The organism is Devosia sp. XGJD_8, assembly GCF_046614475.1.
Lineage (GTDB): Bacteria > Pseudomonadota > Alphaproteobacteria > Rhizobiales > Devosiaceae > Devosia.
In genome coordinates, this window is sequence record NZ_JBKJHF010000001.1 from 345,073 (window position 1) to 370,900 (window position 25,828).

Here is a 25,828-nt window from a genome sequence, read left to right on the forward strand (position 1 = left end):
CGAGATATGCTTGAACGAGGCTACAATCCCGAATCGATGGCGCCGCAACCATCGGACCTGAAGTTCATCGACCTCGACCGGGTCTTTGCCCTGCTGCGCCGGCAGGCGCGGGTCATCACCCTCTGCCTTGGCATCGCCTTGGCGCTGGCCGCGCTTTATCTGGTGCTGGCCCCCCGCAGCTATGTCTCCGCCGGGCAGATCCTGATCGACAAGAATCTCGAGCAGGTCGTGGATGACGCCGCCGTCTCGGTCAGCGCTGTCGAACTCGAATCGCAGGTGCTCAACCAGATCGAGGTACTGCGCTCGAGCCGCATCGCCACGGCCGTGGCCGAAGCCGAAAGTCTCACCACCGATGCAGAATTCCTCAGCCCGCCGCCCTCCTTCACCGGGCGGCTGCGCGGCATTGTTGCCGGGCTGCTCTCTCCCATTCTGGGCGGCAGCGAGGCCACCAATGCCGCTCCCCCGCAGGCGAGCGTCGATGACGTGGCCGGCATGTTGCGGGCCGATGTTCAGGTCGATCGCATGGGGCGCAGTTCCATTATCCGCGTCGGCTACGAGGCGGCCTCGCCCGAGCTCGCCCAGCGCATTGCCCGGGCCTATGCCAATGCCGTGGTGCAGGATCAGCTCAATGCCGATCTCGATGCGACACGGGCCTCGGCGGACTGGCTGCAGCAGCGGCTGGCCGAGATCGGTGCCAGCCAGCGCGAGGCCAATCAGGCTATTCAGCAGTTCCGCGAGGAAAGCGGCCTTTCGGTCGATCAGGACCGCGCCCTGAGCAATCAGCGTATCGAGGCCCTGTCCGATCAGCTCGCCGAAGCGCAGGCCGAGACAGCCCGCATCCGCGCGCAGTCCAACCAGCTGCAGGCTGTCATCGCCGCTGGCCCCGAGGCGGCGGCCAACAGCGTCGCGCTGCTGACCCAGGCCGAAGAGGTGAGCGCCGAGAGTGCAAATCTGCGCACCCAGCATGCCAATCTCGTCAGCCGCATCGCCCAGGTCACCAGCGCCTTCGGCTCCGACCACCCGCAACTGGTGGCGCTCAATGCCGAACTGGCCGCCCTCAACAGCCAGATCTTCGCCCAGCTCCAGGGCCTCAACGAACAATATCTCACCCGGCTCGAAATTGCCCAGCAGCAGGAAATCGGCCTGCGCCGGGACATTACCAGCGAAGGCCAGGCGGTCGGCGACATCGGCCAGGCCCAGGTCGAGCTGACCGAACTGCAGCAGCGCTCGACCGCGCTGGGCATTCTCTACAATTCCTTCCTCAGCCGCTACGAACAGGCCGTCCAGCAGCAGTCCTTCCCGATTCCCGCCGTCCGGGTGATCACTGAGGCCCTGCTGCCCGAAGCGCCCTCCAGCCCGCGCACCATGATCGTACTGGCCGCTGCACTGCTCGCAGGCCTCTTCATGGGACTGGGCTTTGGCGCCATCAACGAGCTGCGCGAGCGCGCCTTCCGCACCGGCGCCCAGGTCAGCAGGGAACTGGGCCTGCGCTTCCTGGGCTATCTGCCGGCGCTCGATCTGGGCAAGTCGGGGCGCGACAGCAGGCAGCGCGCCGGTCTCATCCACCGCTTCCTGCGCAATCAGGTCGCCGGGCGCGGCGGCAACATGCCGTCCACCCCGTTCCTCGAAACCCTGAAATCCGCCAAGCTGGCGCTGCGTTCCTCCCGCAAGGGCGGCGGCGGTGTCGTCGGCATCGTCTCGGTCCTGCCGGGCGAGGGCAAGTCCACCTTCGCGGTGTCCTTCGCTGAAATGCTGGTGGGCAGCGGCAGCAAGGTCCTGCTGGTCGATGCCGACCTGCGCCAGCCCGGTGCCAGCCGCCTGATCGGCAGTGCCGGAGAGTTCGGCCTGATGGATCTGGCCGAAGGCAAGGCCTGGCGCGACATCGCCATCACCGATGAGCAGACCGGCCTCGTCACCATCCCGGCCAACACCTCCGGTGTCGTCGGGCGGACCAACGACTTCCTCGCCTCCTCGGCCATGCAGGCATTCCTGGCCGAAACCCGCCGCGAATTCGACTATGTGGTGATCGACCTGCCCCCGCTTGGGCCGGTGGTGGATGCCATGTCCGTGCTCCCCTGGACCGACGGTTTCATCCTGCTGGCCGAATGGGGCAAGACCCCGCGGCGCCTCGTCCGCACGCTCATCGAGCGCGAGCCGGGCCTGTCGGGCGAAGTGCTCGGCGTCGTGCTCAACAAGGTCGATTTCAAGAAGCTGCCCCGCTACAGCGAGGTGGGCGGCGTCGAACGCTTCGTCGACGTCTATCAGCGCTACTACCAGGTGGAAACCGCGGTCGAACCCGCTCCCCGCTAAGCGCCAGACAGGCAAAAAACAACGGCGCGCCCTGATGTGGGCGCGCCGTTTGTTCATGGGGGAGGTTGGCTATTCAGCTGCGTGGCGCAGGCCATCCGACAGCGCCGCATCGAGCCGCAGCTTTGACAGGGCCGCCAGGAAATCACCGGCAATGTCCTCACGGCCCAGCGCATAGGCGACATTGGCGGTGAGAAAGCCGATCTTGGAGCCGCAGTCAAAGCTCTGCCCCTCATACTGCACGCCCACAAAGGGCTGCTGCTGCATCAGCGTCTGCATGGCGTCGGTCAGCTGGATCTCGCCCCCCGCGCCGCGCGGCTGATCGGCCAGCAGGGTGAAGATGTCCGGCTGCAGGATATAGCGGCCGGAGATGATGAGATTGGATGGCGCCTCTTCGCGCTTGGGCTTTTCCACCATCCCGGTGATGCGGAACCCCGCGTCAGGGCCTTCGCCGCGTGCGACCACGCCATAGGACGAGATTTCAGCCGGCGGCACCTGCTCGACGGCGATCACGTTGCCCCCGGTCTCCTCATAGGTCTCCATCATCTGTTTGAGCACGCCGCGCTTGCCGCGGAACAGCATGTCCGGCAGCAGCAGCGCAAAGGGTTCGTTACCCACGATCTCGCGGGCGCACCACACCGCATGACCCAGGCCCAGCGGCTCCTGCTGCCGGGTAAAGCTGGTGCGGCCGGCCGAGGGCAGGTCCTTGCGCAGTTCGGACAGCGCCGCGACCTTGCCGCGGACCTCCAGGGTCGTCTCCAGTTCGAACTGGCGATCGAAATGGTCCTCGATCACGCCCTTGTTGCGGCCCGTGACGAAGACGAAGTGGTCGATACCGGCCTCGCGGGCTTCGTCCACGGCATATTGGATGAGGGGACGGTCAACGACCGTCAGCATTTCTTTCGGCAAGGCCTTGGTCGCCGGAAGGAACCGGGTACCAAGCCCCGCGACCGGAAACACTGCTGTTCTGACGCGCTTAACCACGGCAAACTCCTGATTGAGCATAGAAACAGCAAAAGGGCACCACAGATCGCATAGGCAAGTCCAACGAAAATCCCCGTTTGAAATGCATGGCTATGATGCGCTGAAGGGGTAGTTTAATTTCCAATTCGAACTGATCACGCGACACAAAAGTGCCCCATTTCGGGCCCGGCGCTGCCATCTATATTGATTGGCGTCCATGTTGCGTTCTATATGGCGGCTTTGACATACCACTCTGCTCGGAAGTATAAGTCGCAGCGTTTTCTTGGCGTCACGGCCGATCCTGTTCGATCCGCAAAAAACCGTGATGGCTCGCGCATTGTGCCGCCGCAGTGGACATTGTATTGACGGAGGCAAGGGCAGTGTTCACGCAAGATGGACACTTGAGCCTTGGCCGCGAGCCTTGCGGCCGCATGTCGGCAGTCGCATGCGCAGAGACTGCTGGGCCTGGGCGGAGGCCCGAGAACGTCTTCCACATGTGACCTGTCGTTAAGCTTTTCGGTCAACAGTGGGAGCGCATTTGGACCGAGGCAGAAGCCTTTGGGGAGGGGACGACATGAGGAAAGACGGGCCAGATGAGCCGGTCGTCCAAAAGACGGGCCAGCAATTGCCTGTGGAGCGCGCGGCCTTCGCATGGCCTTGGGGCGTTGTCGCTCTGCTTGTGCTCGCGCTGGGCTGGGTTGGCGCCTACCTGCTGTGGAACGGCGTCGTTTTCCTTTTTCAGCTCTAGTCGCGCCCTTTCAAGAATACATTCAGCTTCTGCAATATGATTGCAGTCGTTCTTCGTTTGACCAGAAGCGTCTTCGATCTATTGCCCGTCGCTTGAGTCACGCCCGGGCCCGACGCAGCGCATTGTGGCGATCAGCGGTAAATTGGCCGATTTTGCGGCATTCCAGGCGCATCGCAGATATGCAGCCCCGGGGTTGCTAGCCCGATGGCAATCATGTTCCCCTCCTCCTGACGATGGTCGAGCGGCGCGTCCAGTCTCATGCCCAGGCATTGATGAATCGCGCCTCCTTGGCATTTCCAAGTCTTGTTTGGAAAAACAGCGTCAGATATATTGTGCTAGCCAATGGTGCTTCGTACGTTTTGTAAAAAACGCGTACATTTTTACTTATGCACCAGGAAAGAATGGTTCGGACAGCGAAATTGTAACCTTCCAGGCACCCCTTTAGTGAGATAGCGACATGTCGATCGTAAATGCCGAACTTGATGTATCGAGCCAGACATCCAAGACGAAAGTGCCGAAAGGAGGGGTTTCCAAGCGGGCCTTCGATGTGATTGCCGCATCGACAATGCTGCTTTTTGCATTGCCGGCCATGTTCTTCATCGCGGTCATCATGTTCTCGACCGACCGCGGCCCCATCTTCTTTGGCCATGAGCGCATCGGCCACAATGGCAAGCGCTTTCGCTGCCTGAAATTCCGCTCCATGGTCGTCGATTCCCAGCAGGCACTGGCGCGACACCTCGAAATGTTTCCGCAGGCCCGCGCCGAGTGGGAGGCGACCCAGAAGCTGCGCAACGATCCGCGCGTGACCCAGCTTGGTCGCTTCCTGCGGGTGACCAGCCTCGATGAACTCCCCCAGCTGATCAATGTCATTCGTGGCGAGATGAGTCTGGTCGGTCCGCGTCCGATCGTGCATGATGAAGTTGTGCGCTATGCAGGCGAGATCGAGGCCTATGCCGCAACGCGACCAGGCATTACCGGCCTATGGCAGGTGAGCGGTCGCAGCGATGTGGACTACGATCAGCGCGTTCGCCTTGATAGCCAGTACGTTCGGGAATGGACTTTTGCGGGCGATCTGATCATCTTGGTCAAGACGGTCAAGGTGGTGATTTCCCGCACCGGCAGTCGCTGAGGATCATAATGGCACGCATTCCGGCCCTGCCGCCCAAGCTGTTCCGCACCCGCAATTCCCAGCGCGATGCCAATACCGATCTGGATCGCCTGATGCGGGTTCGGCGCACGATAGCGGCAGCGATCGAGGATGCGACGCGGGAGCGGCTGGGGCTGCAGCAGCGGCTGGATGCCTATCACGCCCAGGCAGCGAGCCTGCTGGACAATTCTGGTGAATATGCCGAACGCCGCAGCGAGGACGAACAGTCGATCCGCGAGGCAGAGGACAATGCTGCCCTTGCCACCAAGCGGATCGGGCAGATCGATACGCAGATCGCCAGGCTTGGCGACATGCTGACCGAACTCGACCGCACCCTGGGCGGCGGCACGGCCTAGCTTCGGCTGGTCGAACCAACAAACGGTGACATCATGAGATCGACCGGCCCTCAAACGGCACGGGCCGCGGCGCCATTGGTTTCGGTGGTCATGGCCAATTATCAGGCGGGCGACAAGCTGGTTCCGGCCATCGAATCGGTGCTGGGCCAGACCCTTGCCGATATCGAGCTGATCGTTTGCGACGACGCCTCGGGCGATCACAGTGTGGCGCTGGTGGAGCAGTTCATGCGCGCCGACCCGCGAGTCAGCCTGATCAAGGCCCCCGCCAATGGCGGGCCTGCGCGCTGCCGCAATCGCGGGCTTGCTGCAGCGCGCGGGCAGTGGATCGCGGTCGTCGACGCCGATGACATCATCCACCCGGAGCGTTTCGAGCGCCTGCTCGCCGCCGCCGCCCATAGCGGTGCCGATATCGTCGCCGACGACCTGCTGCATTTCTACGAAGACGGTTCGCCTGTCAGCCTGCTGCTGGGTGCCGAACAGGACAGCCTCTTTGCCGTTACGACCGAACAGTGGATCGGCGCGGGCTTCGATGGCTCTGCGCCCCTGGGCTATCTCAAGCCGCTCATCAGGGCCGATATGCTGGGCGCCCTGCGCTATGACGAGAGCCTGCGTATCGGCGAGGATTTTGACCTGGTGCTGCGCCTGCTGTTGGCCGGGGCCACCATGGTTGTGCTGCCCGAGCCCTATTACCTCTATCGTCGCCACAGCGGCTCGATTTCCCATCGCCTCTCGGTCACCGATCTGGCCGCCATGCTCGACAGCCAGCATGCCATGACCCTCCGGCTCGGCGCCTTGTCGCCACCGCTGGCGGCTGCTTTCGCGGCCCGACATGCGCAGCTGCAGCACGGTCTGGCCTTCGAGCGTCTCGTCGCCGCCATCAAGGGTCGCAAGCCCGCCCAGGCACTGTCACTGCTGGCGCGCCACCCGCGCCTCGCACTGCGGCTTGGGCGTGCCTTCATCGAGGGCCGGCGACGGTCGGTTGCCGCGCCCGGCCTGTCACCCGTCAATGCGCTGCAGCTTGGTCCATCCGGGCTCCGCGTGCCCGACTATGTTCGCGTCGCTGACATGGATTGGGCAGCGCCACGCCCCAGGCAAGCCTGGCGCGACCTTGCCGATCTGGGGCGCGGCCACCCCATTGATGTCGTCTGCCCGGACAAGGCCTCGCGCTATGCGGCGGGCTTCATCCCCCTGGCGCGTCTGCGCGAGCCCGTTTCGCGTGCCCATCTGCGGGCCGAAGTCTCATGATGGCGCCCATGCCCGCCCGCGGCCACTATCTCACCATCAACGTCGCGGCCGTACTCACCTTCGCGGCCCTGGCCGCCCTGGTGCTCAATGCCATGCTGGGCTCTCTCGCGGCTCTGGTCTTCATCGCCTGCGGCGGCCTCCTGATCGTCACCAACATCCCCCAGAGCATCGACAGCGTCATGCGCTGGTGGATCGTCCTGCTTCTGCCGGCCTATTGCCTGCTGACCGCGCTCTGGTCGCAATATCCCGACAACAGCCTGCGCTACGGGCTGCAACTGGCCTTCACCCTGGTCGTGGCGGTGGTCATCACCGGACGCATTTCCACCACGACGCTGATGCGCGGGCTCTTTGTGGTCTACGCCATTGGCGTGGTGGCCAGCGTGGTGATCGGCCGCAATGGCGGGGCCGCCTGGCTGGGCATCTTCGGCAGCAAGAACGCCTTTGCCGCCCATATCGCCGTCTTTGCCCTCATCGCCATGGCCATGACAGCCGATCGCGGCGCCCATCCCCTGCTGCGGCTTTCCGCGCTCGGGGGGCTGCTCGTCTCGGGGCCGCTGCTGGTCCTGGCGCAATCGGCCGGGGCCATCCTCATGGTCGTGCCCTGCGTCGCGATCATCGGGCTGGTCATGCTGACCGGCCGCCTCAGCCCCTATCAGAAGCTCTTCCTCGCCGGACTCCTCGCCATCGCCCTGGCGGCGCTGGCTCTGCTCGTCCTCACCATGGGTGATGCCCTGCTCGCCGATGTGCTGGAAGGCTCGGGCAAGGATCCAACCCTCACCGGCCGCACCGAGCTCTGGGCCACGGGCCTCAGCTTCATTGCCGAGCGCCCGCTCCAAGGGCTGGGCTACCGGGCCTTCTGGGTCAGCGGCTTTGCCCCCGCCGAGGAATTGTGGGCCATGTTCCTGGTCCCCTCCGGCGCCGGCTTCAATTTCCACAACACCTATATCTCCAACGCCGTGGAGATCGGGCTGGTCGGCCTCTTGCTGCAGATCCTCATCATCTATGGCGGCGGCGCCATGATCACCGCCTATGCCCTGCTGCGGCCCAATGCGCCCAATGCCATGCTGCTGGGCCTGCAGCTGCTGATGATCCTGCGCAGCTTCATCGAGGTCGAGGTCTTCTTCGAGTTTTCCGTGCGCTCCATCCTGGCGGTCGCGACCTTCATCTATGCCGCCCAGGGCCTCCTGGCGCTGCGCGCCCAGGCGCAGGCCCGCCTCCGTGCCGCCTCTCCCCTCTCCCACCATCATAAGGGACTGATCGATGCGTGAACTCGCCGCCGGCCTGGTCCATATCCGCACCCCGACCTACAAACGCCCCGCCGCCCTCAAGCGCGCCCTGCAAACCATGATCGACCAGACCTGGCAAAACTGGATCTGCGACGTCTATGACGACGATCCCGCCCAGTCGGGCCGCGCCGTCTGCGAAGCCATGGGCGATGCCCGCATCCGCTACACGCATAATGCGCCGCAGCTCTTTGCCTCGCGCAATATCGATGCCTGCTTCACCGCAACCAACCCCCATCGCGCCGATTACTTCTGCGTGGTCGAGGACGACAATTTCATCCTGCCCACCTTCTGCGCGGAAAACATCGCGCTGTGCCGGACCCATGACATCGAGATTGTGCTGCGCAACCAGCTGGTCGAACATGCCAGTGCAACCGACAGGGCCCATCTGAGCGAAAAGGGCGTGCTCGACGACCTCTTCCTTGAGGGCCTTTATGAGGCGCACAATTTCCGCCTCTCGCTGCTGATCGGCATCGGCGTCTCCAATGGCGGCCTGTTCTGGTCGCGCAATGCCCGCAGCCAGCTGGAAATCCAGTATGCCTGCACCGCCACCCTGCAGGAATATCTGCGCACCTTCGCCATTGCCGAGCCCGTCTATGTCGCCATGACGCCCCTGGCGGTCTGGGCGGAAAATGCAGAGCAGACCACCCGCAATGCCGAACTCAAGAGCTCCTACCTGCGGCGCGAGCTTGATCTCAAGCGCTCCATCCAGGCCCTGCAGCGCCAGGTCTGGCATGACGCGACCCCCGCCCAGCGGGCCGGCTTTCTCACCAACCCGCTCTTTGCCGCCTCCGCCCAGGCGCGCGCCCAGGGCATCACCAAGGCCCTCCTGGCGCCGGGCATTGCCGGCCACCTGCCGCCACGCGATGCCTGGCGGCTGCGCAGCCGCGGCCTCGCCATCCGCCTGCTCGGCCGTGTGACGCCCGAATTCAACAGCTTCGTGCGCGAGCGCGCCCAAGCCGGCCATCCGGGGCACTGACGATCGGTTCAACCATGACCACCATGAACGGCTTTGCTGCCGGGCCGGACCTCGGCCACGTCAAGACCGGCCGCGCCGCCGCCGCCCTGCGGGGCGCGCTGTGGTCCATGCTGTCGAGCTTCGCCCCGGCTGCCTTCGGCATCATCGTCTTTATGGCCACCTCGCGCGTGCTCGGCCCCGCCGAATTCGGCATTGTCGCCTTCGCCGCCAGCATCGCCACTGTCGGCATGGCCGTCGCCCCCGCCGGCTTCCGCGATGCGCTGATCCAGCGCGACACCATCACCCCGCGCCATCTCGATGCCGTCTTCTGGCTCTGCGTCGGCGCGGCGCTGGTGATCTATGCCATCATCGTCGCTGCTGCCGGCTCCCTTGCCGCAAGCTTTGCCGAGCCGGACCTGGCCCTGCTCATCCCCTTCATCGGGCTGCGCGTCGTCTTCGACATGGCCGCCGCCGTGTCCAATGGGCTGCTGGTGCGCAGCATGTCCTTCCGCAAGATCGCCCTGCGCACCACCATGGCGTCACTGGTCGCAGCCATCGGCTGCCTCACCCTGCTGTGGCTCGGCTTCGGTCTCTGGGCACTGGCCTTTTCGCAGCTGGCCACCTCCATCGTCACCTGTATCGGCGCCCTTGTCGCCGCGCGCTGGCGCCCGGGCCTGACCTTTGATCTCAAAGCGCTGAAAGACCTGCGCGCCTTCGGCCTCTTCTCCACCGGCAATCACTTCATCACCACGATCAGCATCGACCAGCTGCTGATCGGTGCGCTCCTGGGCCCCGCCGGGCTCGGCATCTACAGCTTTGCCCGCCGCATCTTCCAGATCCTCACCGATCTCATCACCGGCGCCCTCAACCTGGTCTCCTATTCGCTGCTCTCCTCCATGCAGCGCGAGCCCGACAAACTGCGCGACGCCTATCTCTTCGGCACCTTCGCCTCCTCGATCATTGCCTTTCCCGTCTTTGCCGGCCTGGCGCTGATCGCCGCCGACCTCATCCCCTTCGCCTTCGGCCCGCAATGGATCGAGGCCGTGCCGGTGGTCCAGGCGCTCTGCGCGCTGGGGTTGCTGACCGCGGTGGGCGTGCTGCAGGCCTCGCTGGTCAAGAGCCAGGGCCAGGCCGACCTCTGGTTCTACTACATGGCCGGCAAGCAGGCCGTGACCGTGCTCTACGTCTTCCTGTTCAGCGGCTGGGGCGTCAGCGCGCTGACCAATGCGCTGGTCATCCAGAATTTCATCATGTGGATGCCCACCGTCTACATGGTGGTGCGCCTGCTCGGCATCTCGCCTTGGGCTTACCTTGCCAGCTTCGCGCTGCCGGTCTTTGCCACCACCGTCATGCTCGGGGCGGGCCTCCTGGTCCAGGCGCAATTGCCCGCGGCAGAGCCGCTGCTGCGGCTGGGCGCCACCATAGTGGCCTGCGGCCTCGTCTATGGGGCGCTCGTGCTGCTGCTCGGCCGACGCCGGATCATGCAGATCCGGGCGACGCTGGTGCGCCGCCCCTAGGCGCTAGCTGACCGAAACCCGGCTCTGCACGAAGCGCGCCACCGCGTCCTGCGCCCGCTCGGTCGCCCGCGCAATGGCGCTGTCGGCGCTCAGCTGGGGCGCCAGCTTGGCCATGTCCTGCAGATGCCGCGCCGCCGCCTCTGTCAGCATGGCATTGGGCAGCCGCGCCAGCGGCGAGCGGCTCAGCCTGCCGACCTTGCCCTGGCCCCCGCCGCGCCCGGTGCGGCCGATATAGTATTCCAGCACGCTGGTGGGCTTGAGCAGGTTCATCCGCAGATCGATATCCAGCGCCCCGGCCCAGTCGAGCCACTTCATGTGATGCCCGCCATAGATCGGCTTGGCGGCGATCCAGGGCGTGCGCAGCGCATCGGCAACGATGGCGCCATGCATGGCCTCGGTGATCAGCAGTTTCGCGCCGCGCAGCTGGCCCAGCACCTTGTCCACCGGCTCGGTGGCGTCGATCAGCGTCATTCCCGCCAGCCGGCAGGCCTCGGCCCAGTTGCCCCGCTCGAGGCTCTCGTAATGCGGCATGAAGGCAATGCCGACATCCTTTGCGGGCTTCGGCAGCTCCATGGCCCGCAGCAGCACGGCGCTGTCGCAGATCGCCAGGTCAGGGGAAATATTGAGCTTTTTGGCGGTCTGCGGCCCCCGCACGAAGCGGATGTCCCAGCTGCCGTCATGCACGTCCGGCAGGCCCATATAGCCGGCATAGCCCGAGCCCATGACGAATTTGCGCGCCTTGGGGTCGAGCTGGGTGCCGATGATCGAGCCGATGCCGACAAACAGCTCGCTCTCGTCCTCGTCGAGAAAGCCCTTGGGCAGCAAAGCCGGCCAGACATGCAGGTTCAGCTCGTCGCCGAAATTGGGCACCTTGCCGCGGAAGAACACCAGTTTCATCTATAGGCCCTCGTTACATTCGGGATGGTCGCGCTCGACGCCACGTTCAGTCCGCGCACAGCACGGATTCGGGAAAGGCACAGCTCTCGCCCTGCGCCGTGAAGGCGACCCAGTCGACCTCCATGGCAATCGGGCCGCTTGGTGGCGTCATCACGCCCATCCAGTCGGTCAGCGTGTCCGTGCCCCAGAGGCTGAAAAAGATGCGTTGCGGATGGCTCGGGATCATGACCGGATCGGTCAATGTCCGCACCAGTTCGCCATTGATGTAATAGCGGATCTCGTCCGGCTCCCAGGTCATCGCATATGTGATGAAGTCGCTGTCGGACGGGTAGGGCAGGGTGTGCTTCTGCCCCGCGCCCACCGCGCCATCGCCGCTCTTGCCGTTGACGAAAGTGGTGGTCTCGACGATCGAGGTGTCCTTGAGCAGGATTTCGAAGTCGATCTCGTCATGCGGCTTGCCCTGCTGGGGCCCGATATAGGTGAAGAAGGCGGCGTTCAGCCCCGACCCGGCCGGCGTCTTGAGGCGCGCCTCATAGGTGCCATAGCCAAAGGCCTGCTTGGTCTGGATTTCCCCGCAGCCATATTGCCGCTCGCCCTTGGGCACCGGCGCAAAGCCCACCTTGAGCAGGTCGTTGCTGGCCGTCACCTGGCCGCTCGACCAGGTGCAATTCTGGTGCGCCCCGTTGGACCAGCCATCCGAGACATACCAGCGGCCGCCGTCGAGGCGGGCGAAATCATCGTGAAAGCTCGTGCCCTGCGCCAGGGCAGCGACCGGTAGCAGCACTAGGCCCGCTACCAGCGGCGCGGTGGCCCGCATTCGTCCATGCATCACATCGGTCATGACAACGCCTTTACGCTGGTAGGGGGAGCGGGTTGTTTGCTGCCTCATGGGGCAAGGGTGAGCCGGGCGACGATGACGTCCCCCGCCTGCACTGCCGTGCTCATCTCCGCGGCGACTTCCTCGCCTTCGCGGATGATCGTGTATTGGTAGCTCGGCTGCGTGCCGCCGGTAGCCACTGAGACGCCCGAATAGAGTGCCGCTTCCTGCAACAGCTTTTCCTGGCTGGAAATCTTCAGTGCCAGCGCGGCGATCTGCCCATCCACGGTCTGGCGTTCCAGCGACAGGTCAGAAATGCGCCTGTCGCCCAGCTCGGCACGCTCGCGTTCCGCCGCACCGATATCCTGGCGGGCCTGCAGGCTCGCCGTATCGATGTCGAGCAACCGCCCTTCGAGGTCTGCCACATTGGTTTCCAGCGCCGTGACGCGCGAGGCCAGGGCCAGCCCATCGTCGGAAAGCTGGGTAATCTTGCCCAGCTGCTCGCGCGCCTGCTCCAGCTGGCGCTCCATCGCCGTCCGCTTCTGCTCGAAAGTCTCGATTTCGCGCGTCAGCAGCGCCACTTCCTCGTCGAGCGAGGTGGTCTGCGCCGCCATCTGGCGCTGCCGGGCCAACAGGATGGCCTCTTCGGCAGTCACCAGCGATTGACCGCCCTCGACCTCGGCCAACTCTGGCGGCAGCGTCACGGTCTCGGCGCCGGCCAGCTCTGCGTCGAGCCGCGCCCGCCGCACCAAAAGGCGCACATGTTCGTCCTTGAGCACGTCGAGCGCGCCCGACGTGGTCAGCAATTCCCGCTCGGGCCGGCCGGCCGCATCGGCGGCGCGGCGTTCGCCACCGGCCAGGCTTAGCGCCTTGATCACGGTGAGGCCCGGGGCAAACGGATATTCACCAGGCGTGCTGACATCGCCGCTCACATAGATCGGGCCATATTCTGCAATCTCGATCGTGACATCGGGTGCCACCGGCAGGCCCAGGGCCTGCTGCAGTTCGCTGCCCAGCGCGGCGGCCAGGTCCGTCGTTGTCTTGCCGGCCCCCTGCGTCGCGCCGACAAACGGGAACGAGGCCTGGCCATCGGCACCGATGACATATTCGCCACCCAACGCGGTGAGCTCTTCGAATGTCGCTTCGCCGGCTTTCCACGCGACCACCTTGACGGCAATCTTGTCGGAAACCGACAGCAGGTAGGGCTCGCTCGCCGTCGCCCCACCCACCAGGATCAGGCTGAGTGCCAGCCAGCCACAGTGACCGATGGCGCGTCGCATCCGCATCGAGTCGTTTCGCATGGGCAAGTCCTTGCTGCTCTGCATCAACGAGGATGGTTGACGCAGATGGTGCCCGCAATGGGGCAGCCCTGCACCTAATCCCGTGCCCGGCCATGCGAGCCCGCATCGCAAAATCCCTTGTTTCCTGCGGCTTTCGCGGGCAAATTGGTCATGCTGCCCGCAAGGCTCAAGGCAGACATGCGCTCCGTCAGCCGGTGCGGCAGGCCGTTTGGGGCCGCCAAGCGAGCCATATCCGTGCGGCCCGGCGTGCTGTAGACTCGTCTGCAGAATCGGCAATGGCGGCGCCACCCGCGCTCACCGCCGACTGGTTGGACACTCCTCCTGCATGTGGGCGCGCTGAGCGGCATCGACGATGCCCGCACCCTCCGTCACTCCATCGCCATCTCGATCAAGCGAGCCTCGGCTCGTTCCCTCGTTCATCAAGGAACCTGCCATGTCGACTGCCTATCTGGTCCAGGGATTTACCCTCAAGGGCTCAAAACTGATTGCCGACGTTGTCCGGCCCTGCAAGACCGAGGCCCTGGCCATCGCCACGGCGGAACGGCTCGGGCCCATGCGCGCAGGCGTGGTCGCCTTCTCCCAGGAGGTCGACATCGAGACCGATGCCTATGACACCCCGATTGTCCTGCTGGAAATCGGCCGCATTCCGCCCGGCCTGTTCGAATAGGCCACCTTCCGCAGGAGAAACCAATGCGCCAGGGCAAGAAGCCGAAAGCTGTCTCGTTTCACGCCGAGGACGAGTTCGAACTGGCCCGCGGGATCTTCCTGCCGGCCGGTCGCTATGAAGGCTGGGAACGCGCCTCCGCCTTCAGCACGATGCAGTCGGGGCGCAAGTCCCCGCCGCGCTATGAGCTCGAATTCACCGGCGAACAGCTTCGGGAGCTGGGCGCTTTCGCGGCGCGCGAGGAGGCGCCGGCGACCTATGATGTGACCCAGCAGGTGGCCGAGTGCATGCTCGTTCTGCTCTAGAATGGAGGGGCGTGGCGCACCGGGATTCGCTGCGCCCTTGTTATCTGCGCCAATAGCCCCTATATAGCCCTCATACGTTTGAGCTCACATGGCTATCTGATCCCGGTTTTCCGGTTTTCGCTACCCCCCTGTTTTTGAGAGCGTGTTAGACCTGCCCCACATGTTGTGGTGCAGCAATGATGCTTTCTGGCCATTTGATTTGGCCGGGGCACGATAAGATAGGCCTTTAGCCATGATCACCGGCACCGTTAAGTTTTTCAATTCCACCAAGGGCTTCGGCTTCATTTCGCCCGAAGATGGCAGCAAGGACGCTTTCGTCCATGTTTCCGCCGTCGAGCGTTCGGGCCTCAATGGCCTCTATGAAGGCGACAAGGTTACCTATGAGCTCGAGACCGGCCGTGATGGCAAGGCTTCGGCTGCAAACCTGACGCTCGTTCAGTAAGAAACTGCCGGGCCCGCCCCGTGCGGGCCCGATCTCTCCGGCAGGTTGCCGGAGCACTAGAAAGAGATCCGTGCGCATTGCCGGATCGCCAGAGAAAATATGACATATCCAGACTTCCAGGCTCGCGCCGAGCTTTATCTCGGCAGCGACTGGCAAACCGCGTCGGCGCAGGGAGCGCGTAGCTTCCACACCGCCGCCCAGGCAATTCGCTTCGCACTAGAGGAAGCCGCTCCCGTCAGCCTTCATGGCGCCCGTCTCACCATCGGCGACACGACGTTTTCGAGTGAGCAGCTGTCCTGGCTGTATCGCAGCCCCGACTATCCGCTTCCCCGCAAGCACCAGGACACCCCGTCCCGCTTGCGTCGCCGCCCGGCGATTCACTCCAAAGGAGATTCCAATGGTGGACATCGACTACAACGCCAGAGCCGAACTTTTCGTCGCCAAGCGCTACGCCAAGACGGCGTCAGCGCAGTATCGGCGCTTCGCCAAGGCGTCTGAGGCCGTTCAGTACTGCATCGAGGAACTGCCAGAGAATGCTCTGGCGGGCTCCTTCCTTGAGGTCGACGAACGCCGCTTTGAAGGCAAGGCCATCAGGGCCCTTTACGAGGCGGGCGCTTATCCCCTCTCGCGCGCCAAGCAGGCGACGACGCGGGCATCTGCCCATGCCGCGCCGACCCAGGCCGCTGTCGGCATGTAGCCACATCCTTCCACGCGCCAGCCAGTCTGGCGCGTGGCTTCAGCCTGCCATTGGCCTGGCTTGTCCGCCTCCGGTCGCACCCGTCGCCTTGGCCGCCAGCATTCTCTCCAGATCCACCGGCGTCATCGGCTTGGCCAGCAGGTAACCCTGCAGTTGGTTGCATCCCATCTCGCCCAGCAGCATCCGCTGCGCCTCGGTCTCGACACCCTCGGCCGTAACGCCCATATGCATCGCCCGACCCAGGTCGATGATCGAGCGCACAATGCCGTCGATCTCGCTGTTCCTGCCCAGTTGTGCCGTGAATGACTGATCGATCTTGAGCTTGTCCACGCCATGGTTGCGCAGATAGCTGATCGAGGAATAGCCCGTTCCGAAATCGTCGAGCGCAATCCGGATGCCCCGCGCCCGCAGCCGCATCAGCGTGTCCTGCACCATGGGCGAATTCTGCAGCAACAATCCTTCGGTGATCTCGATCTCGAGGCGCCTGGCCTCCAGCCCGGTCTCGTCCAGCACGGCAAAGACCCGGTCGGCAAATCGCTCGTCGCGAAACTGCAGCGGAGAGGCATTGACGGCCACCCACGGCACTTGCGAACTGACGGCATAGCGGCAGGCCTCGCCCAGCACCCACATGCCCAGCTGCCCGATGAGGCCGCGTTCTTCGGCCAGTCCGATAAAGCTGGCCGGCGGCAGTGGACCGCGCTCGCGATGCGCCCATCGCACCAGCGCCTCTGCCCCCACCACCGCGCCCGAATGCGTGCTGAAGATGGGCTGATAGACCAGGTGCAGCCCGCCATCCGCTTTCAGGGCGGCCCGCAGGTCCATTTCCAGCGCCCGCTTTTCGCGCACCGCATCATCAAGTTCGCCGGCAAACAGCTGGCAGCGCGCCCTGCCATTGTCCTTGGCCTCATAGAGGGCGATATCGGCCTGTCGCATCAGGTCCTCGGCCGTGGTGGCGGAATCCGACGCCACTGCCACCCCCACGCTGGCGCCAACGCGCGCCTCCGATCCGGCGATGTCGAAGGGTGGTTCGAACGCCGCCACGATCTTCTGGCCCAGGGCCAGCGCCGCCTGCACGTCCGCCACCTCGAACTGGATGATCGCAAATTCGTCGCCGCCGAGCCTGGCGACCGTATCGACCTCGTCGACCAGCGCCGCGAGCCGTTTGGCGCCGCGCCGGATCAGCTCGTCGCCGGCCGGGTGGCCCAGCGTATCGTTCACATGTTTGAACCGGTCCAGGTCGATATAGTGCAGCGCAAGGCTTGCGCCCGTGCGGCGCCGGTTTGCCAGCGCCTGCTCCAGCCGGTCCTCGAACAGCGCGCGGTTGGGAATGCCCGTCAGCGCGTCGTGAAAGGCCAGGAACGAGGCCTGCGCCTTGCTGTCTTCCAGCTGGGTCGAGGTTCGCCGCAGCCGGCCGAGCAGCATGATCACGGCCAGCGCCCCGATGGCGACACCGCCCCCGACTGCCGGCGCGGTGTCCCGGATCAGCTCGTAGGCGGGCTCGTCGGGCACCCAGGTGAAAAAACCGACAATCCGGTTCTGTGCATTGAGCAGGGGCGCAGCGATCCGCTCGTCCGTGGCCTCTGCGCTGCTTTCGAAGGCCAGGTCCCGCACTTCGAACCTCTCGCCGATTTCCGCGGCGACGGACTGGCCCACCAGGCGCAGTGATATATGCAGGAATTCTGAACCCGGCGCCTGCTGCACCTCTGCGCTGGACGGAACGATCGGGCGTACGCTGACAAGCGCCGGCCGGTTGCCCTCAAGCACCACCAGGTCGCGCACGCCCAGCCCGGTCACCGCCTCCGTCGAATCCGTCAATCCGCTTGCGGCATCCGCCATCTGTTCGCGCAGCGCCGTCACCAGGGGGGCGAGCACGGTCCGGTCCTGCTGGTAGAGGCCCTCGACCACCACGCCGTTCTCGACGGCGCGGACTGGCCGGTTCTGGGCGTCGAGGATGTAGACGCGATCATGCCCGAAATAGCTGCTCATCCAGTCGGCGAGGTTGTCGGCGATCCACGGCTGGTTGCCGGCCCGCAGATTGATCACCGCATCGTCCCAGATGGCCGCCGTGTCCTGATCGACCGGCAGCTGCTGGGCGATCTCGGCCAGGCCCACATTCACCGCCCGCGCTTCCCGCGCGATCGAGCGATCATCGATATTGGAGGCCGCCCACCAACCGAATCCGGCCAGGCTCGCGATCAGCACCGTGGCCAGTGCGAAGGAGAGGTAGGTGATCTGCTTGGACAGCGAGGTCGTCTGGATCGTCGAGCTGGTCAACTGCGCACACCGGTTGGGTCCTGCAGTATACCCGCCGATCACTAACGATGGCTGACTCGGCGCCGGTAAAAATGCACGCTTCGGCCTAGCTGCGCCAGTTGGCCTGTGGCTCCGCCATGGTCTGCAGCTCGGCGATGTCGGCGCCCTCTATGCGCTTGAGCAGCAGCCGCGTCAGCTCCCCGCCGGCGGCAAACACATCCTCGCGGATGCTGTCCAGCGAGGGAAACAGCGTCGGCAATATGCCCGAGGTCTGCTTGTAGACCAGGTGCACGTCCCGCCCCAGCACCAGTCCGCCCTCCTGCAGCCCGCCCACCAGCGCGATGGTACGCATCTCGCTGTCGCAGATAATGCCATCCGGCCGCCCGGCGCCCGTCGCCAGGTCGAGCCCGATCTTGCGCATCTCCGCCGGCGTGATGCCCATCGTGCCTTCCAGCACCTGCCCGCCCATGCCCGCCCGCGCCGTCGCCCGGTGAAAGGCGGTGACGATATTGTGGTAATTGGTCGTGCTGTCGTCCCCGATCACCAGCATGGCCTGCCGGCATCCCTTGCTCGCCAGCCGCTCCACCGCCATGGTGGCGAACACCTCGGAGTGGAAGTCGTGATAGGGGTGCGGCGTGAAGAATTCCGTCCGCCCATGGCTGACAAAGGGAAAGTCGGCGTCGATCATCATCTGCACGCGTTTGTCGCGCGGCCCGGTATGGGTGATGATGACCCCGTCCGCCGTGCGGTTGTCCAGAATGTAGCGGATCGTGTCGGCGCTCAGGTTCCGCTCGAATTCGGGGATCACCGTCAGGTGGTAGCGCGTGCCGCGGATCGCCTGGCCGATCCCCTGGATCATCTGTCGCGCGAAATCGATCGAATCCTCGGCCCCGTCCAGCACCAGCGCGATGACATTGGTCTTGCCCGTACGCAGCCGCACGCCGGCGCGATCGGGAATATAGCCCAGTGCCTTGGCGGCCTCGGCCACCTTGTCGCGCGTCTCCTGCTTGAGCGTCGTGCCCCCGCGCAGCGACAGCGACACCGTCGACAGGCTCAGCCCCGTCACCTCCGCAATGGTGCGCAGCGTAACCCGCTGTCCGCTCCGGCCCTTGCTGCCTGCAATCGTCTTCTGGCTCATGCGCTCAACGTCCCCATGCCTCGCTTTTACACCGGCGGAGGCGGAAACCAAACTACCCAAATTTTGCAACGATACACACGCCAGTGGGGGAGAGCTGAAACGATTGCACAAATCTTAAATCAATGAAAAACATAAGCTTTATTCGAAAAATGTCATCCATCCTGTCCCAATGCGATTTCCAATTGCAACGTTGCATATCCTGTGGTTACCTGACGGCGCGCTGAACGAGGTTCCGCGCGAGGCCGCTCACAGAGGCGGCGCGAGCAGCAGAGGAGGAGTTGGATGCTCAAGCAAGGTTTTCTGACCACGGTGGCCGCAGTGTCGCTGCTGGCCGCCGCAGCGATCCCCGCCAGGGCCGAAGTGTCGTTCATGTATGCCGAATGGATCGCCGCTCTGGTGGAGCCCGGCATCGAGGCCTTCGAGGCCGAAACCGGCGAAACCGTCAACGCCATCAAGCTGCCCGGCCAGGGCTATGACCAGCGTATCGCGCTCGATCTGAGCGCCGGCACTGCCGCCGACGTCAATCTGGTCGATAGTTTCATGGTGTCCGAGCTGGCCTCGGCCGGCTATCTCCACCCGCTCAACGAGCTCGCCGCCGGCTGGGACCAGTACCAGTATTACCTGCCCGGCCTGCTCGAAGTCGCCTCCTACCAGGGCAATGTCTATGCCCTGCCCACCGATACCGACGTGCGCATGCTCTGGTACGACAAGTCCAATTTCGAAAAGGCCGGCATTGCCATGCCCTGGGAGCCCAAGAGCTGGGCCGACATTCTCGATGCCGCCACCAAGCTCAAGGAAGCGGGCGTGCAATATCCGTTCCAGCTGCCGGCCGGCACCAAGCAGGCCGAAGCCGCCACAATGCAGGGCGTTTATATGGCCCTGCTCGGCGCCGACGTGCCCGAGGGCGATCGCAACCGTCTGCTCAACCGCGAGACCAATCAGTGGATCGGCGACAGCCCGGCTTTGCGCCGCACCTTCGATCTCTATCACCAGGTCTATGTCGCCCAGGAACTGAACCCGGCCGATCTCAACTACGCCACCGATATCGGCGCCGCCGTTCGCCAGGCCCTGGCCGATGACAATCTGGGTATTCTCGCCTCCGGCTCCTGGGAAGATGCATGCCTCTGGGACTGCAACAATCCACCCAGCCGCGAAGAGCGCGACGCCCAGGTGGGCTGGACCCCATGGCCGGGTTCGGGCGAGCCGGGCACCAAGGAAACCACCAATATCTCGGGCGGCTGGACCATCGGCATCAATGCCGCCGCCGCTGACAAGGAAATGGCCTTCAAGCTGATCACCTCGATCTTCGATGAAGCCAATTTCAAGGCCTGGACCCTGGCCAATCACCGCATGGCGGTGCGCACCGATATTTCGGAAAGCCCGGAATATACCGCCGATCCGTTCCTGGCCGAAGCGACGGCGCTCGCCGCCGATACCACCGGCCGCGACACGGTCCCCGGCTACCAGACAGTCTCCGCGCTGATCCAGCAGGCCACGTCCGACCTGCTCGATGGCGTCGAGGTCGAGGAAGTCGTCCAGAACTACCACGATGCCCTGGTCGACGAATTCGGCGAAGAGAAGGTCATCACCTACGAGTAAGGCAGTCCCCTCCCGACGCGGCGGCGCCCGACTGTCCTCCGGGCGTCGCCGTGACGGGGGAGTGGGGCTGGATCGGAACTCCGGCGTCGCCCACCCACAGTGTCACCCCGGCCGTGAGCCGGGGCCCATCCTGAGATGGTGCAGCGCCCACCGCGTGGCACCTCCCCCTTGATGGGGGAGGCTGGGAGGGGGTGTCGGTTAGCCCCGGTTGTGCCACCACCCTCCCCACAGAGGGGGAGGGTGCCTATCGAGTTTGCGGAGCCTGCATGTCCAAGCGAGTATCGCCATGAAAAACCAGGCCAATCCCTGGCTCACCAGCAATCTCCTGGTTCTTGGTCTCGGCATGCTGCCGGCGGCATTGCTGATCGGCGCGCTGCTCTACTTCACGGCCTGGGCCTTCGCCTTCAGCTTTACCGATCTGGCCCTGGTGGGCCGCAAGTCGGTGGAGTGGAGCTGGGTCGGCCTGCAGAATTTCGAGCGCCTGTTCACCCGCCGCGGCTTCCTTGAATCGCTCTGGACCACGGTCATCTTCGTCTTCTTCTCGGCCATTGTCGGCCAGTCCGTGCTCGGCTTCCTCCTGGCCGCATTGCTGCGCGGCAGCCAGTCGACCATTCGCACCGTGGTGGAAGTCTGCATCATGCTGGGCTGGCTGCTGCCCGATATCGTCGCGGCCTTTCTCTGGTCGGCCACCACGGCCCAGACCGGACTGATCAACCAGCTCATCGTCGTGCCGCTGGGCTTTGCGCCGATCAATTTCATCAACGAATACGCCCTGCCCATCGTCACCATCGCCAATGTCTGGAAAGGCACAGCCTGGTCCTACCTGCTGTTCTCGGCCGCGCTGGATTCGGTGTCGCGCGAAGTGGTCGAGGCGGCCAAGGTCGATGGCGCCACCCCGTTCCAGCGCATCTGGATGGTGCAGCTGCCGATCATCCGGCCGCATATTGCCACCAATATGCTGTTCATCACCATCTGGACCTTCACCTATTTCCCGCTGATCTACGCCATGACCGGCGGTGGTCCCGGCCGGCAGACCGAAACGCTGGCGGTGTTTCTCTACAATCAGAGCTTTTCACGCGGCAATCTGGGCTTTGGCAGCGCGATTTCCGTCGCCATGCTGGTCATTGTCTGCCTGTTGTCGCTGGTCTATCTGCGCATGCTGCGGGAGCCGAAATAATGGAATCCAATCCCGCCACCTCGCGCCTCACCGCCATTGCGCTGAGCTTCATGGCCGTCATCTGGGTCAGCCCCTTTTCCTGGCTCATCCTCAATGCCTTCAATCCGCTCTCGACCGGCCAGCTCGAAATTCCGCGCAGCATCGGGCTCGACAATTTCGCCTTGGCGGTCAGCGGCAATGCCGGGCGGCAATTCCTCAATTCCATGCTGATCGCCGCCGGCACGGCCACGCTCAGCGTCGTGGTCGGCATCTCGGCGGCCTATCCGCTGTCGCGTCTGCGCATTCCGGGGCGCAATGCTTTCCTCTGGACGCTGGTGCTGCTGCGCATGTTGCCCTCGGCGGGCGTCCTGGTGCCGCTCTATTTTGCCGCCCAGCGCGGCGGGCTGCTCAACCAGTTCGGCGTCATCATCGCGCTGACCATTCTCAATCTCCCCTTCACCCTGCTGCTGCTCAAGAACTTCTTCGACACCGTGCCGATCGAGCTTGAGGAAGCCGCCTATGTGGAAGGGGCGAGCCTGTTCCAGATCGTCACCCGCATCGTCTTGCCCATGTCGCGGGCCGGCATTGCCGTGGTCTGGTTCTTCAGCTTCACCGGCGCCTGGAACGAGTTCCTGTTGCCGCTGATCTTTGCGCGGGTGCAGGATGCCTTTCCCATGTCTGTGGGGCTCTACGCGGCCTTCGGCCAGCAGGGCGCCATCAACTATGGCTTCCTGACCGCCTTTTCCATCATCTACGCAGCGCCGGCGATCGGCGTCTATTTCTTGTTGCGGCGAAACATGAACACAGGGTTCGCCGGTGTCGGAGTCAAAGGATGACCTATTCCAACCCCCTTTCGTCCAAGCTCGCTCTGCTGGACGATGACCTCAAGATGGAAGGCAAGCTCCTGCGGCTCTGCGCCGATCTGGAGCAGAAGATCCTGACACCCATTCCCGACGCGCCCTTCCAGTGGCATGTCCAGCGCGCCGATGTGACGGCGGAGGCGGCCCTGGCTGCCGACTGGCGCAAGTGGGAGCAGTTCGGCCCCCATTCGGTCTGGGCCAAGAAGCAGGGCCATACCTGGTTTGCCGCCGAAGTCACCGTGCCCGAAGCGGCGCGCGGCCAGACCCTGGTGCTCAAGTTCACCAGCCAGTGGCAGGATCGCCCCGGCTCGACCGACCCGCAATGCCTCGCCTATCTCGACGGCAAGATCGCCCAGGCACTCGATGGCAACCACACCGAACTGGTGATCGAGCGCAAGGCCAAGCCGGGCAGCAAGCATACCCTTTTGGTCAATGCCTTCACCTTCTTTGATCGGCCTCTGGTCGGCTTCACCGTCGAGTTCTTCACGCGCAATGAGCGCGCCGAAAAGCTCTATTACGACCTGCAGACCCCGCTCGACGTTGCCATCCGCCTGCATCAGTCCGACTCGCGCCGCCACGCCATCCTGGCCATTGTCGACCGCGCCCTGCGCGCGCTCGATCGCCGCGATGGCCATGCCGAAGGCCTGGCAGCCTCGCTCGGGGCCGCCGAAAAGATCGCCGCCGAAATCTACAAGCTGGTCGATACCGAGACCCAGCCGCAGGTCACCGCGGTCGGCTCCACCCATCTCGATGTGGGCTGGCTCTGGCGCGTCATGCATACCCGCGACAAGACCGGCCGTAGCTTTGCCACGGTGCTCAACCTCATGGAGGAGTATCCCGAATTCATCTTCATGTATAACCAGTCGGTGCTCTTCGACTTCCTCAAGCAGGACTATCCCGAGCTCTGGACCCGCCTCAAGAAGCGGGTCAAGTCCGGCCAGTTCGAGATCGAAGGCGCCATGTGGGTGGAGCCAGACGTCAATATCGTCTCGGGCGAGTCACTCGTCCGCCAGATCATGCGCGGCCGCCGCTTCCACCTCGAGGAATTCGGCGTCGACCCCAAGACGGTCTGGCTGCCAGACACCTTCGGCTATTCCGCCAACCTGCCCCAGGTCATGGAAAAGTCCGGGCTCAAATATTTCGTCACGTCCAAGCTCAGCTGGAACGATACCGACCGCTTCCCCTACGACACCTTCTTCTGGCGCGGCATCGACGGCACCGTCACCAAGGCCCAGCTCATCACCGCCCAGCGCTATGAGAGCGAGGAGATTTTCACCACCTATAATGGCGATCTCTCCGTCTCCGAGACCATGGGCGCCTGGAAGCGCTACGAGCCCAAGGCCGTCAACAACGAAGTCGTCATGTCCTATGGCTATGGCGATGGCGGCGGCGGCCCCACCCGCGGCATGATCGAGCGCGGCATCCGCCTCGAGCGCGGCATTCCCGGCGCCCCGCGCGTCAAGCTCGAAGGCATCGTTCCCTTCCTTGATCGCCTCGGCAAGCGCATGGATGCGGCCGGCAGCAAGTTCCCCACCTGGAATGGCGAGCTCTACCTGCAATACCATCGCGGTACGCTGACCTCGGTGGCCAAGAACAAGGCCAATAACCGCAAGGCCGAGCGCCTCCTGCGCGAGCTGGAATTCCTGGGCGCCATGGCGCTGACCCAGGCGGGCGCGCCCTATCCGGCTGCCACGCTGGCCGAGTTCTGGGAGCTGGTCCTCATCAACCAGTTCCACGACATCCTGCCGGGCACCTCCATCCCCGAGGTCTATGTCGACAGCGACAATGAATATGGTCAGATCTTTTCGACCTTGGGGTCCGAAAACGGTCCCTGGCATTCTGCCGCCCAGGCTTTCGCCAAGCCCGGCGCCGATCAGCTGCGCCTGTTCAATTTCACCGGCCAGACCCGTTCATTCATCGTTCATCTCGGTGACGAAACTGTGCTGGAAGGCGCCTCGCTCGCCACGGCCGAGGGCATCCAGCCCATCCAGAAACTCGCCTTTGCCGACGGTTCAAGCGGCTATGGCGCCCCGGTATCCAACATTGCTCCCCTCGGCTGGACAGGGGGACAAGTCATTGCCGGCGGCGCCGCCAACCACACGACGCCCCTCTCGGTCTCGACCACCCATCTCGAAAACGAACTGCTCAAGGTCACCTTCGACAAGGCCGGCGAGATCACCTCGGTCTTCGACAAGACGCGCAATCGCGAGACCCTGGCCAGGGGCGAAAAGGCCAATCGTCTGATCGCCTATGAAGACAAGCCCATGCAGTGGGACGCCTGGGATATCGACCGCTACTTCGAGGAACAGTTCTGGCCCCTGGCCGACGCCAAGGCCACCATCTCGGTGGTCGAGACCGGCCCGCATCGCGCCGCTATCCGCGTCGAGCGCACCTACCAGGCCTCCACCGTCGTCCAGGTCATCTCGCTTGCCGCCGGCGCGCGCCAGGTCGAGTTTGACACCTTCATCGACTGGCAGGAGCGCCATACCGTGCTCAAGGCGCAGTTCCCCTTCGACCTCAATACTTCGGAGATCCGCTCGGAAATCCAGTTCGGCCACGTCAAGCGGCCGACCCATCGCAATACCAGCTGGGACAAGGCGCGCTTCGAGGCCTCGATGCATCGCTGGGTCGATCTCAGCGAGAGCGACTTCGGTGTCGCCCTGCTCAACGACTGCAAGTATGCCTATGATTGTCTTGAACAATCCGTCCGCCTGACGCTGGTGCGCGGCTCGGTTTTCCCCGATCCGCAGGCCGATTTGGGCGAGCATCGCCTACGCTACGCGCTCTTCGTGCATGACGGCGTGGCCGATCTGGCCGACGTGCATCGGGCCGCCGAACGCTTTAATAATCCGGTGGCCGTCATCGGCTCGCGCCAGCACGCCGCCCATCCGGCCGCGGAATTTTCGAGCTTCAGCTTTGCCAGCGTCGACCAGTCCAACGTCACGCTCGAGACAGTCAAGAAGGCGGAAAAGTCCGATGCCGTGGTGCTGCGCATCTTCGAACACGCCAATATCCGCGCCGAGGCCACCATCACTTTCGGCATCCCCGTCAAGTCGGTGCGCAGCGTCAACCTGATGGAAGAGGGCGACAGCAAGCCGCTCAAGCTCAAGGACAATGGCGTGACTTTGTCTCTGCGCCCCTTCGAAATCGCCACGCTGCTGATCGAAACCTGAGG

General features: G+C 64.3%; 22 protein-coding genes. 16 read left to right on the top strand and 6 right to left on the bottom strand.

Annotated features, from left to right (window positions below):
* The first annotated feature begins 6 nt into the window (after nt 1–6).
* Nucleotides 7–2,310 (top strand): Wzz/FepE/Etk N-terminal domain-containing protein, encoded by a 2,304-nt coding sequence (locus tag ACLI1C_RS01695; RefSeq protein ID WP_411395120.1) that lies wholly within the window; start codon nt 7–9, stop codon nt 2,308–2,310.
* Between the two features lie 69 nt (nt 2,311–2,379).
* Here ACLI1C_RS01695 and galU read toward each other — a convergent pair whose 3' ends face one another.
* Nucleotides 2,380–3,312 carry a UTP--glucose-1-phosphate uridylyltransferase GalU gene (gene galU / locus ACLI1C_RS01700; protein ID WP_411395121.1) on the bottom strand — a complete coding sequence of 311 codons (933 nt, stop codon included), beginning with the start codon at nt 3,310–3,312 and terminating at the stop codon, nt 2,380–2,382.
* 532 nt (nt 3,313–3,844) lie between these two features.
* Between galU and ACLI1C_RS01705 the strand changes: the two genes are divergently transcribed.
* The 7 genes from ACLI1C_RS01705 to ACLI1C_RS01735 all read left to right on the top strand — a co-directional run bounded on the left by ACLI1C_RS01705 (nt 3,845) and on the right by ACLI1C_RS01735 (nt 10,524).
* Nucleotides 3,845–4,018 carry a hypothetical protein gene (locus ACLI1C_RS01705; RefSeq protein WP_411395122.1) on the top strand — a complete coding sequence of 58 codons (174 nt, stop codon included), beginning with the start codon at nt 3,845–3,847 and terminating at the stop codon, nt 4,016–4,018.
* Between the two features lie 457 nt (nt 4,019–4,475).
* A complete protein-coding gene (locus ACLI1C_RS01710; RefSeq protein ID WP_411395123.1) occupies nt 4,476–5,147 on the top strand; it encodes a sugar transferase in 672 nt (223 codons plus the stop codon).
* Between the two features lie 8 nt (nt 5,148–5,155).
* The gene (locus ACLI1C_RS01715) at nt 5,156–5,521 is read left to right on the top strand and encodes a hypothetical protein (protein ID WP_411395124.1); all 366 of its coding nucleotides are present in this window, start codon (nt 5,156–5,158) and stop codon (nt 5,519–5,521) included.
* A gap of 33 nt (nt 5,522–5,554) precedes the next feature.
* Complete coding sequence (locus ACLI1C_RS01720) at nt 5,555–6,766, top strand: glycosyltransferase family 2 protein (protein ID WP_411395125.1); 1,212 nt, start codon at nt 5,555–5,557, stop codon at nt 6,764–6,766.
* Nucleotides 6,767–6,774: 8 nt separating this feature from the next.
* Nucleotides 6,775–8,034, top strand: a complete 1,260-nt coding sequence (locus ACLI1C_RS01725) for an O-antigen ligase family protein (protein WP_411395126.1) — start codon at nt 6,775–6,777, stop codon at nt 8,032–8,034.
* Nucleotides 8,027–9,028 carry a glycosyltransferase gene (locus ACLI1C_RS01730; protein ID WP_411395127.1) on the top strand — a complete coding sequence of 334 codons (1,002 nt, stop codon included), beginning with the start codon at nt 8,027–8,029 and terminating at the stop codon, nt 9,026–9,028. Before ACLI1C_RS01725 ends, ACLI1C_RS01730 begins: the two co-directional genes overlap by 8 nt.
* 14 nt (nt 9,029–9,042) lie before the next feature.
* The gene (locus ACLI1C_RS01735; RefSeq protein ID WP_411395128.1) at nt 9,043–10,524 is read left to right on the top strand and encodes a lipopolysaccharide biosynthesis protein; all 1,482 of its coding nucleotides are present in this window, start codon (nt 9,043–9,045) and stop codon (nt 10,522–10,524) included.
* Nucleotides 10,525–10,527: 3 nt separating this feature from the next.
* On the opposite strand, the gene ACLI1C_RS01740 is transcribed toward ACLI1C_RS01735, so the two are convergent.
* Genes ACLI1C_RS01740 through ACLI1C_RS01750 form a run of 3 tightly spaced genes read right to left on the bottom strand, consistent with a single transcriptional unit; the run spans nt 10,528 to nt 13,539 of the window.
* A complete protein-coding gene (locus tag ACLI1C_RS01740; RefSeq protein ID WP_411395129.1) occupies nt 10,528–11,421 on the bottom strand; it encodes a polysaccharide pyruvyl transferase family protein in 894 nt (297 codons plus the stop codon).
* Nucleotides 11,422–11,467: 46 nt separating this feature from the next.
* Nucleotides 11,468–12,262, bottom strand: coding sequence for a family 16 glycosylhydrolase (locus ACLI1C_RS01745; RefSeq protein ID WP_411395130.1), 795 nt, complete (start codon nt 12,260–12,262; stop codon nt 11,468–11,470).
* 44 nt (nt 12,263–12,306) lie between these two features.
* Nucleotides 12,307–13,539 carry a polysaccharide biosynthesis/export family protein gene (locus ACLI1C_RS01750; protein ID WP_411395131.1) on the bottom strand — a complete coding sequence of 411 codons (1,233 nt, stop codon included), beginning with the start codon at nt 13,537–13,539 and terminating at the stop codon, nt 12,307–12,309.
* 433 nt (nt 13,540–13,972) lie between these two features.
* Here ACLI1C_RS01750 and ACLI1C_RS01755 point away from each other — a divergent pair, with 433 nt between their 5' ends.
* From ACLI1C_RS01755 to ACLI1C_RS01770, 4 genes are all read left to right on the top strand, one after another.
* Nucleotides 13,973–14,206: a hypothetical protein gene (locus ACLI1C_RS01755; RefSeq protein WP_411395132.1), complete on the top strand. Its 234-nt coding sequence runs from the start codon at nt 13,973–13,975 to the stop codon at nt 14,204–14,206.
* A 23-nt stretch (nt 14,207–14,229) separates the two neighbouring features.
* The gene (locus ACLI1C_RS01760; RefSeq protein ID WP_411395133.1) at nt 14,230–14,508 is read left to right on the top strand and encodes a hypothetical protein; all 279 of its coding nucleotides are present in this window, start codon (nt 14,230–14,232) and stop codon (nt 14,506–14,508) included.
* Between the two features lie 232 nt (nt 14,509–14,740).
* Nucleotides 14,741–14,950, top strand: a complete 210-nt coding sequence (locus ACLI1C_RS01765) for a cold-shock protein (RefSeq protein ID WP_332688721.1) — start codon at nt 14,741–14,743, stop codon at nt 14,948–14,950.
* A gap of 397 nt (nt 14,951–15,347) precedes the next feature.
* Entirely contained in the window at nt 15,348–15,647 is a 300-nt protein-coding gene (locus ACLI1C_RS01770) for a hypothetical protein (protein WP_411395135.1), read from the top strand.
* A 39-nt stretch (nt 15,648–15,686) separates the two neighbouring features.
* Here the strand turns inward: ACLI1C_RS01770 and ACLI1C_RS01775 are convergent, their stop codons facing one another.
* A complete protein-coding gene (locus ACLI1C_RS01775; RefSeq protein WP_411395136.1) occupies nt 15,687–17,921 on the bottom strand; it encodes a putative bifunctional diguanylate cyclase/phosphodiesterase in 2,235 nt (744 codons plus the stop codon).
* Between the two features lie 85 nt (nt 17,922–18,006).
* Entirely contained in the window at nt 18,007–19,038 is a 1,032-nt protein-coding gene (locus ACLI1C_RS01780; protein WP_411395137.1) for a LacI family transcriptional regulator, read from the bottom strand.
* 282 nt (nt 19,039–19,320) lie between these two features.
* Between ACLI1C_RS01780 and ACLI1C_RS01785 the strand changes: the two genes are divergently transcribed.
* From ACLI1C_RS01785 to ACLI1C_RS01800, 4 genes are all read left to right on the top strand, one after another.
* Complete coding sequence (locus ACLI1C_RS01785; protein ID WP_411395138.1) at nt 19,321–20,637, top strand: extracellular solute-binding protein; 1,317 nt, start codon at nt 19,321–19,323, stop codon at nt 20,635–20,637.
* Nucleotides 20,638–20,923: 286 nt separating this feature from the next.
* A complete protein-coding gene (locus ACLI1C_RS01790; protein WP_411395139.1) occupies nt 20,924–21,814 on the top strand; it encodes a carbohydrate ABC transporter permease in 891 nt (296 codons plus the stop codon).
* Complete coding sequence (locus ACLI1C_RS01795) at nt 21,814–22,629, top strand: carbohydrate ABC transporter permease (protein ID WP_411395140.1); 816 nt, start codon at nt 21,814–21,816, stop codon at nt 22,627–22,629. Before ACLI1C_RS01790 ends, ACLI1C_RS01795 begins: the two co-directional genes overlap by 1 nt.
* A complete protein-coding gene (locus tag ACLI1C_RS01800) occupies nt 22,626–25,826 on the top strand; it encodes an alpha-mannosidase (RefSeq protein ID WP_411395141.1) in 3,201 nt (1,066 codons plus the stop codon). The genes ACLI1C_RS01795 and ACLI1C_RS01800 overlap by 4 nt, the downstream gene beginning before the upstream one ends.
* Nucleotides 25,827–25,828: the final 2 nt, after the last annotated feature.

What these genes read in the sequence shown, in the direction of transcription:
- ACLI1C_RS01750 (WP_411395131.1), bottom strand. Translation starts at nt 13,539, where the DNA reads ATGCGAAACGACTCGATGCGGATGCGACGCGCCATCGGTCACTGTGGC.
- ACLI1C_RS01710 (WP_411395123.1), top strand. Translation starts at nt 4,476, where the DNA reads ATGTCGATCGTAAATGCCGAACTTGATGTATCGAGCCAGACATCCAAG.
- ACLI1C_RS01695 (WP_411395120.1), top strand. Translation starts at nt 7, where the DNA reads ATGCTTGAACGAGGCTACAATCCCGAATCGATGGCGCCGCAACCATCG.
- ACLI1C_RS01755 (WP_411395132.1), top strand. Translation starts at nt 13,973, where the DNA reads ATGTCGACTGCCTATCTGGTCCAGGGATTTACCCTCAAGGGCTCAAAA.
- ACLI1C_RS01715 (WP_411395124.1), top strand. Translation starts at nt 5,156, where the DNA reads ATGGCACGCATTCCGGCCCTGCCGCCCAAGCTGTTCCGCACCCGCAAT.
- ACLI1C_RS01725 (WP_411395126.1), top strand. Translation starts at nt 6,775, where the DNA reads ATGCCCGCCCGCGGCCACTATCTCACCATCAACGTCGCGGCCGTACTC.
- ACLI1C_RS01735 (WP_411395128.1), top strand. Translation starts at nt 9,043, where the DNA reads ATGACCACCATGAACGGCTTTGCTGCCGGGCCGGACCTCGGCCACGTC.
- ACLI1C_RS01720 (WP_411395125.1), top strand. Translation starts at nt 5,555, where the DNA reads ATGAGATCGACCGGCCCTCAAACGGCACGGGCCGCGGCGCCATTGGTT.
- ACLI1C_RS01730 (WP_411395127.1), top strand. Translation starts at nt 8,027, where the DNA reads ATGCGTGAACTCGCCGCCGGCCTGGTCCATATCCGCACCCCGACCTAC.
- ACLI1C_RS01770 (WP_411395135.1), top strand. Translation starts at nt 15,348, where the DNA reads ATGGTGGACATCGACTACAACGCCAGAGCCGAACTTTTCGTCGCCAAG.
- ACLI1C_RS01740 (WP_411395129.1), bottom strand. Translation starts at nt 11,421, where the DNA reads ATGAAACTGGTGTTCTTCCGCGGCAAGGTGCCCAATTTCGGCGACGAG.
- ACLI1C_RS01765 (WP_332688721.1), top strand. Translation starts at nt 14,741, where the DNA reads ATGATCACCGGCACCGTTAAGTTTTTCAATTCCACCAAGGGCTTCGGC.
- ACLI1C_RS01745 (WP_411395130.1), bottom strand. Translation starts at nt 12,262, where the DNA reads ATGACCGATGTGATGCATGGACGAATGCGGGCCACCGCGCCGCTGGTA.
- ACLI1C_RS01760 (WP_411395133.1), top strand. Translation starts at nt 14,230, where the DNA reads ATGCGCCAGGGCAAGAAGCCGAAAGCTGTCTCGTTTCACGCCGAGGAC.
- ACLI1C_RS01785 (WP_411395138.1), top strand. Translation starts at nt 19,321, where the DNA reads ATGCTCAAGCAAGGTTTTCTGACCACGGTGGCCGCAGTGTCGCTGCTG.
- galU (WP_411395121.1), bottom strand. Translation starts at nt 3,312, where the DNA reads ATGCTCAATCAGGAGTTTGCCGTGGTTAAGCGCGTCAGAACAGCAGTG.
- ACLI1C_RS01705 (WP_411395122.1), top strand. Translation starts at nt 3,845, where the DNA reads ATGAGGAAAGACGGGCCAGATGAGCCGGTCGTCCAAAAGACGGGCCAG.
- ACLI1C_RS01780 (WP_411395137.1), bottom strand. Translation starts at nt 19,038, where the DNA reads ATGAGCCAGAAGACGATTGCAGGCAGCAAGGGCCGGAGCGGACAGCGG.
- ACLI1C_RS01790 (WP_411395139.1), top strand. Translation starts at nt 20,924, where the DNA reads ATGAAAAACCAGGCCAATCCCTGGCTCACCAGCAATCTCCTGGTTCTT.
- ACLI1C_RS01800 (WP_411395141.1), top strand. Translation starts at nt 22,626, where the DNA reads ATGACCTATTCCAACCCCCTTTCGTCCAAGCTCGCTCTGCTGGACGAT.
- ACLI1C_RS01795 (WP_411395140.1), top strand. Translation starts at nt 21,814, where the DNA reads ATGGAATCCAATCCCGCCACCTCGCGCCTCACCGCCATTGCGCTGAGC.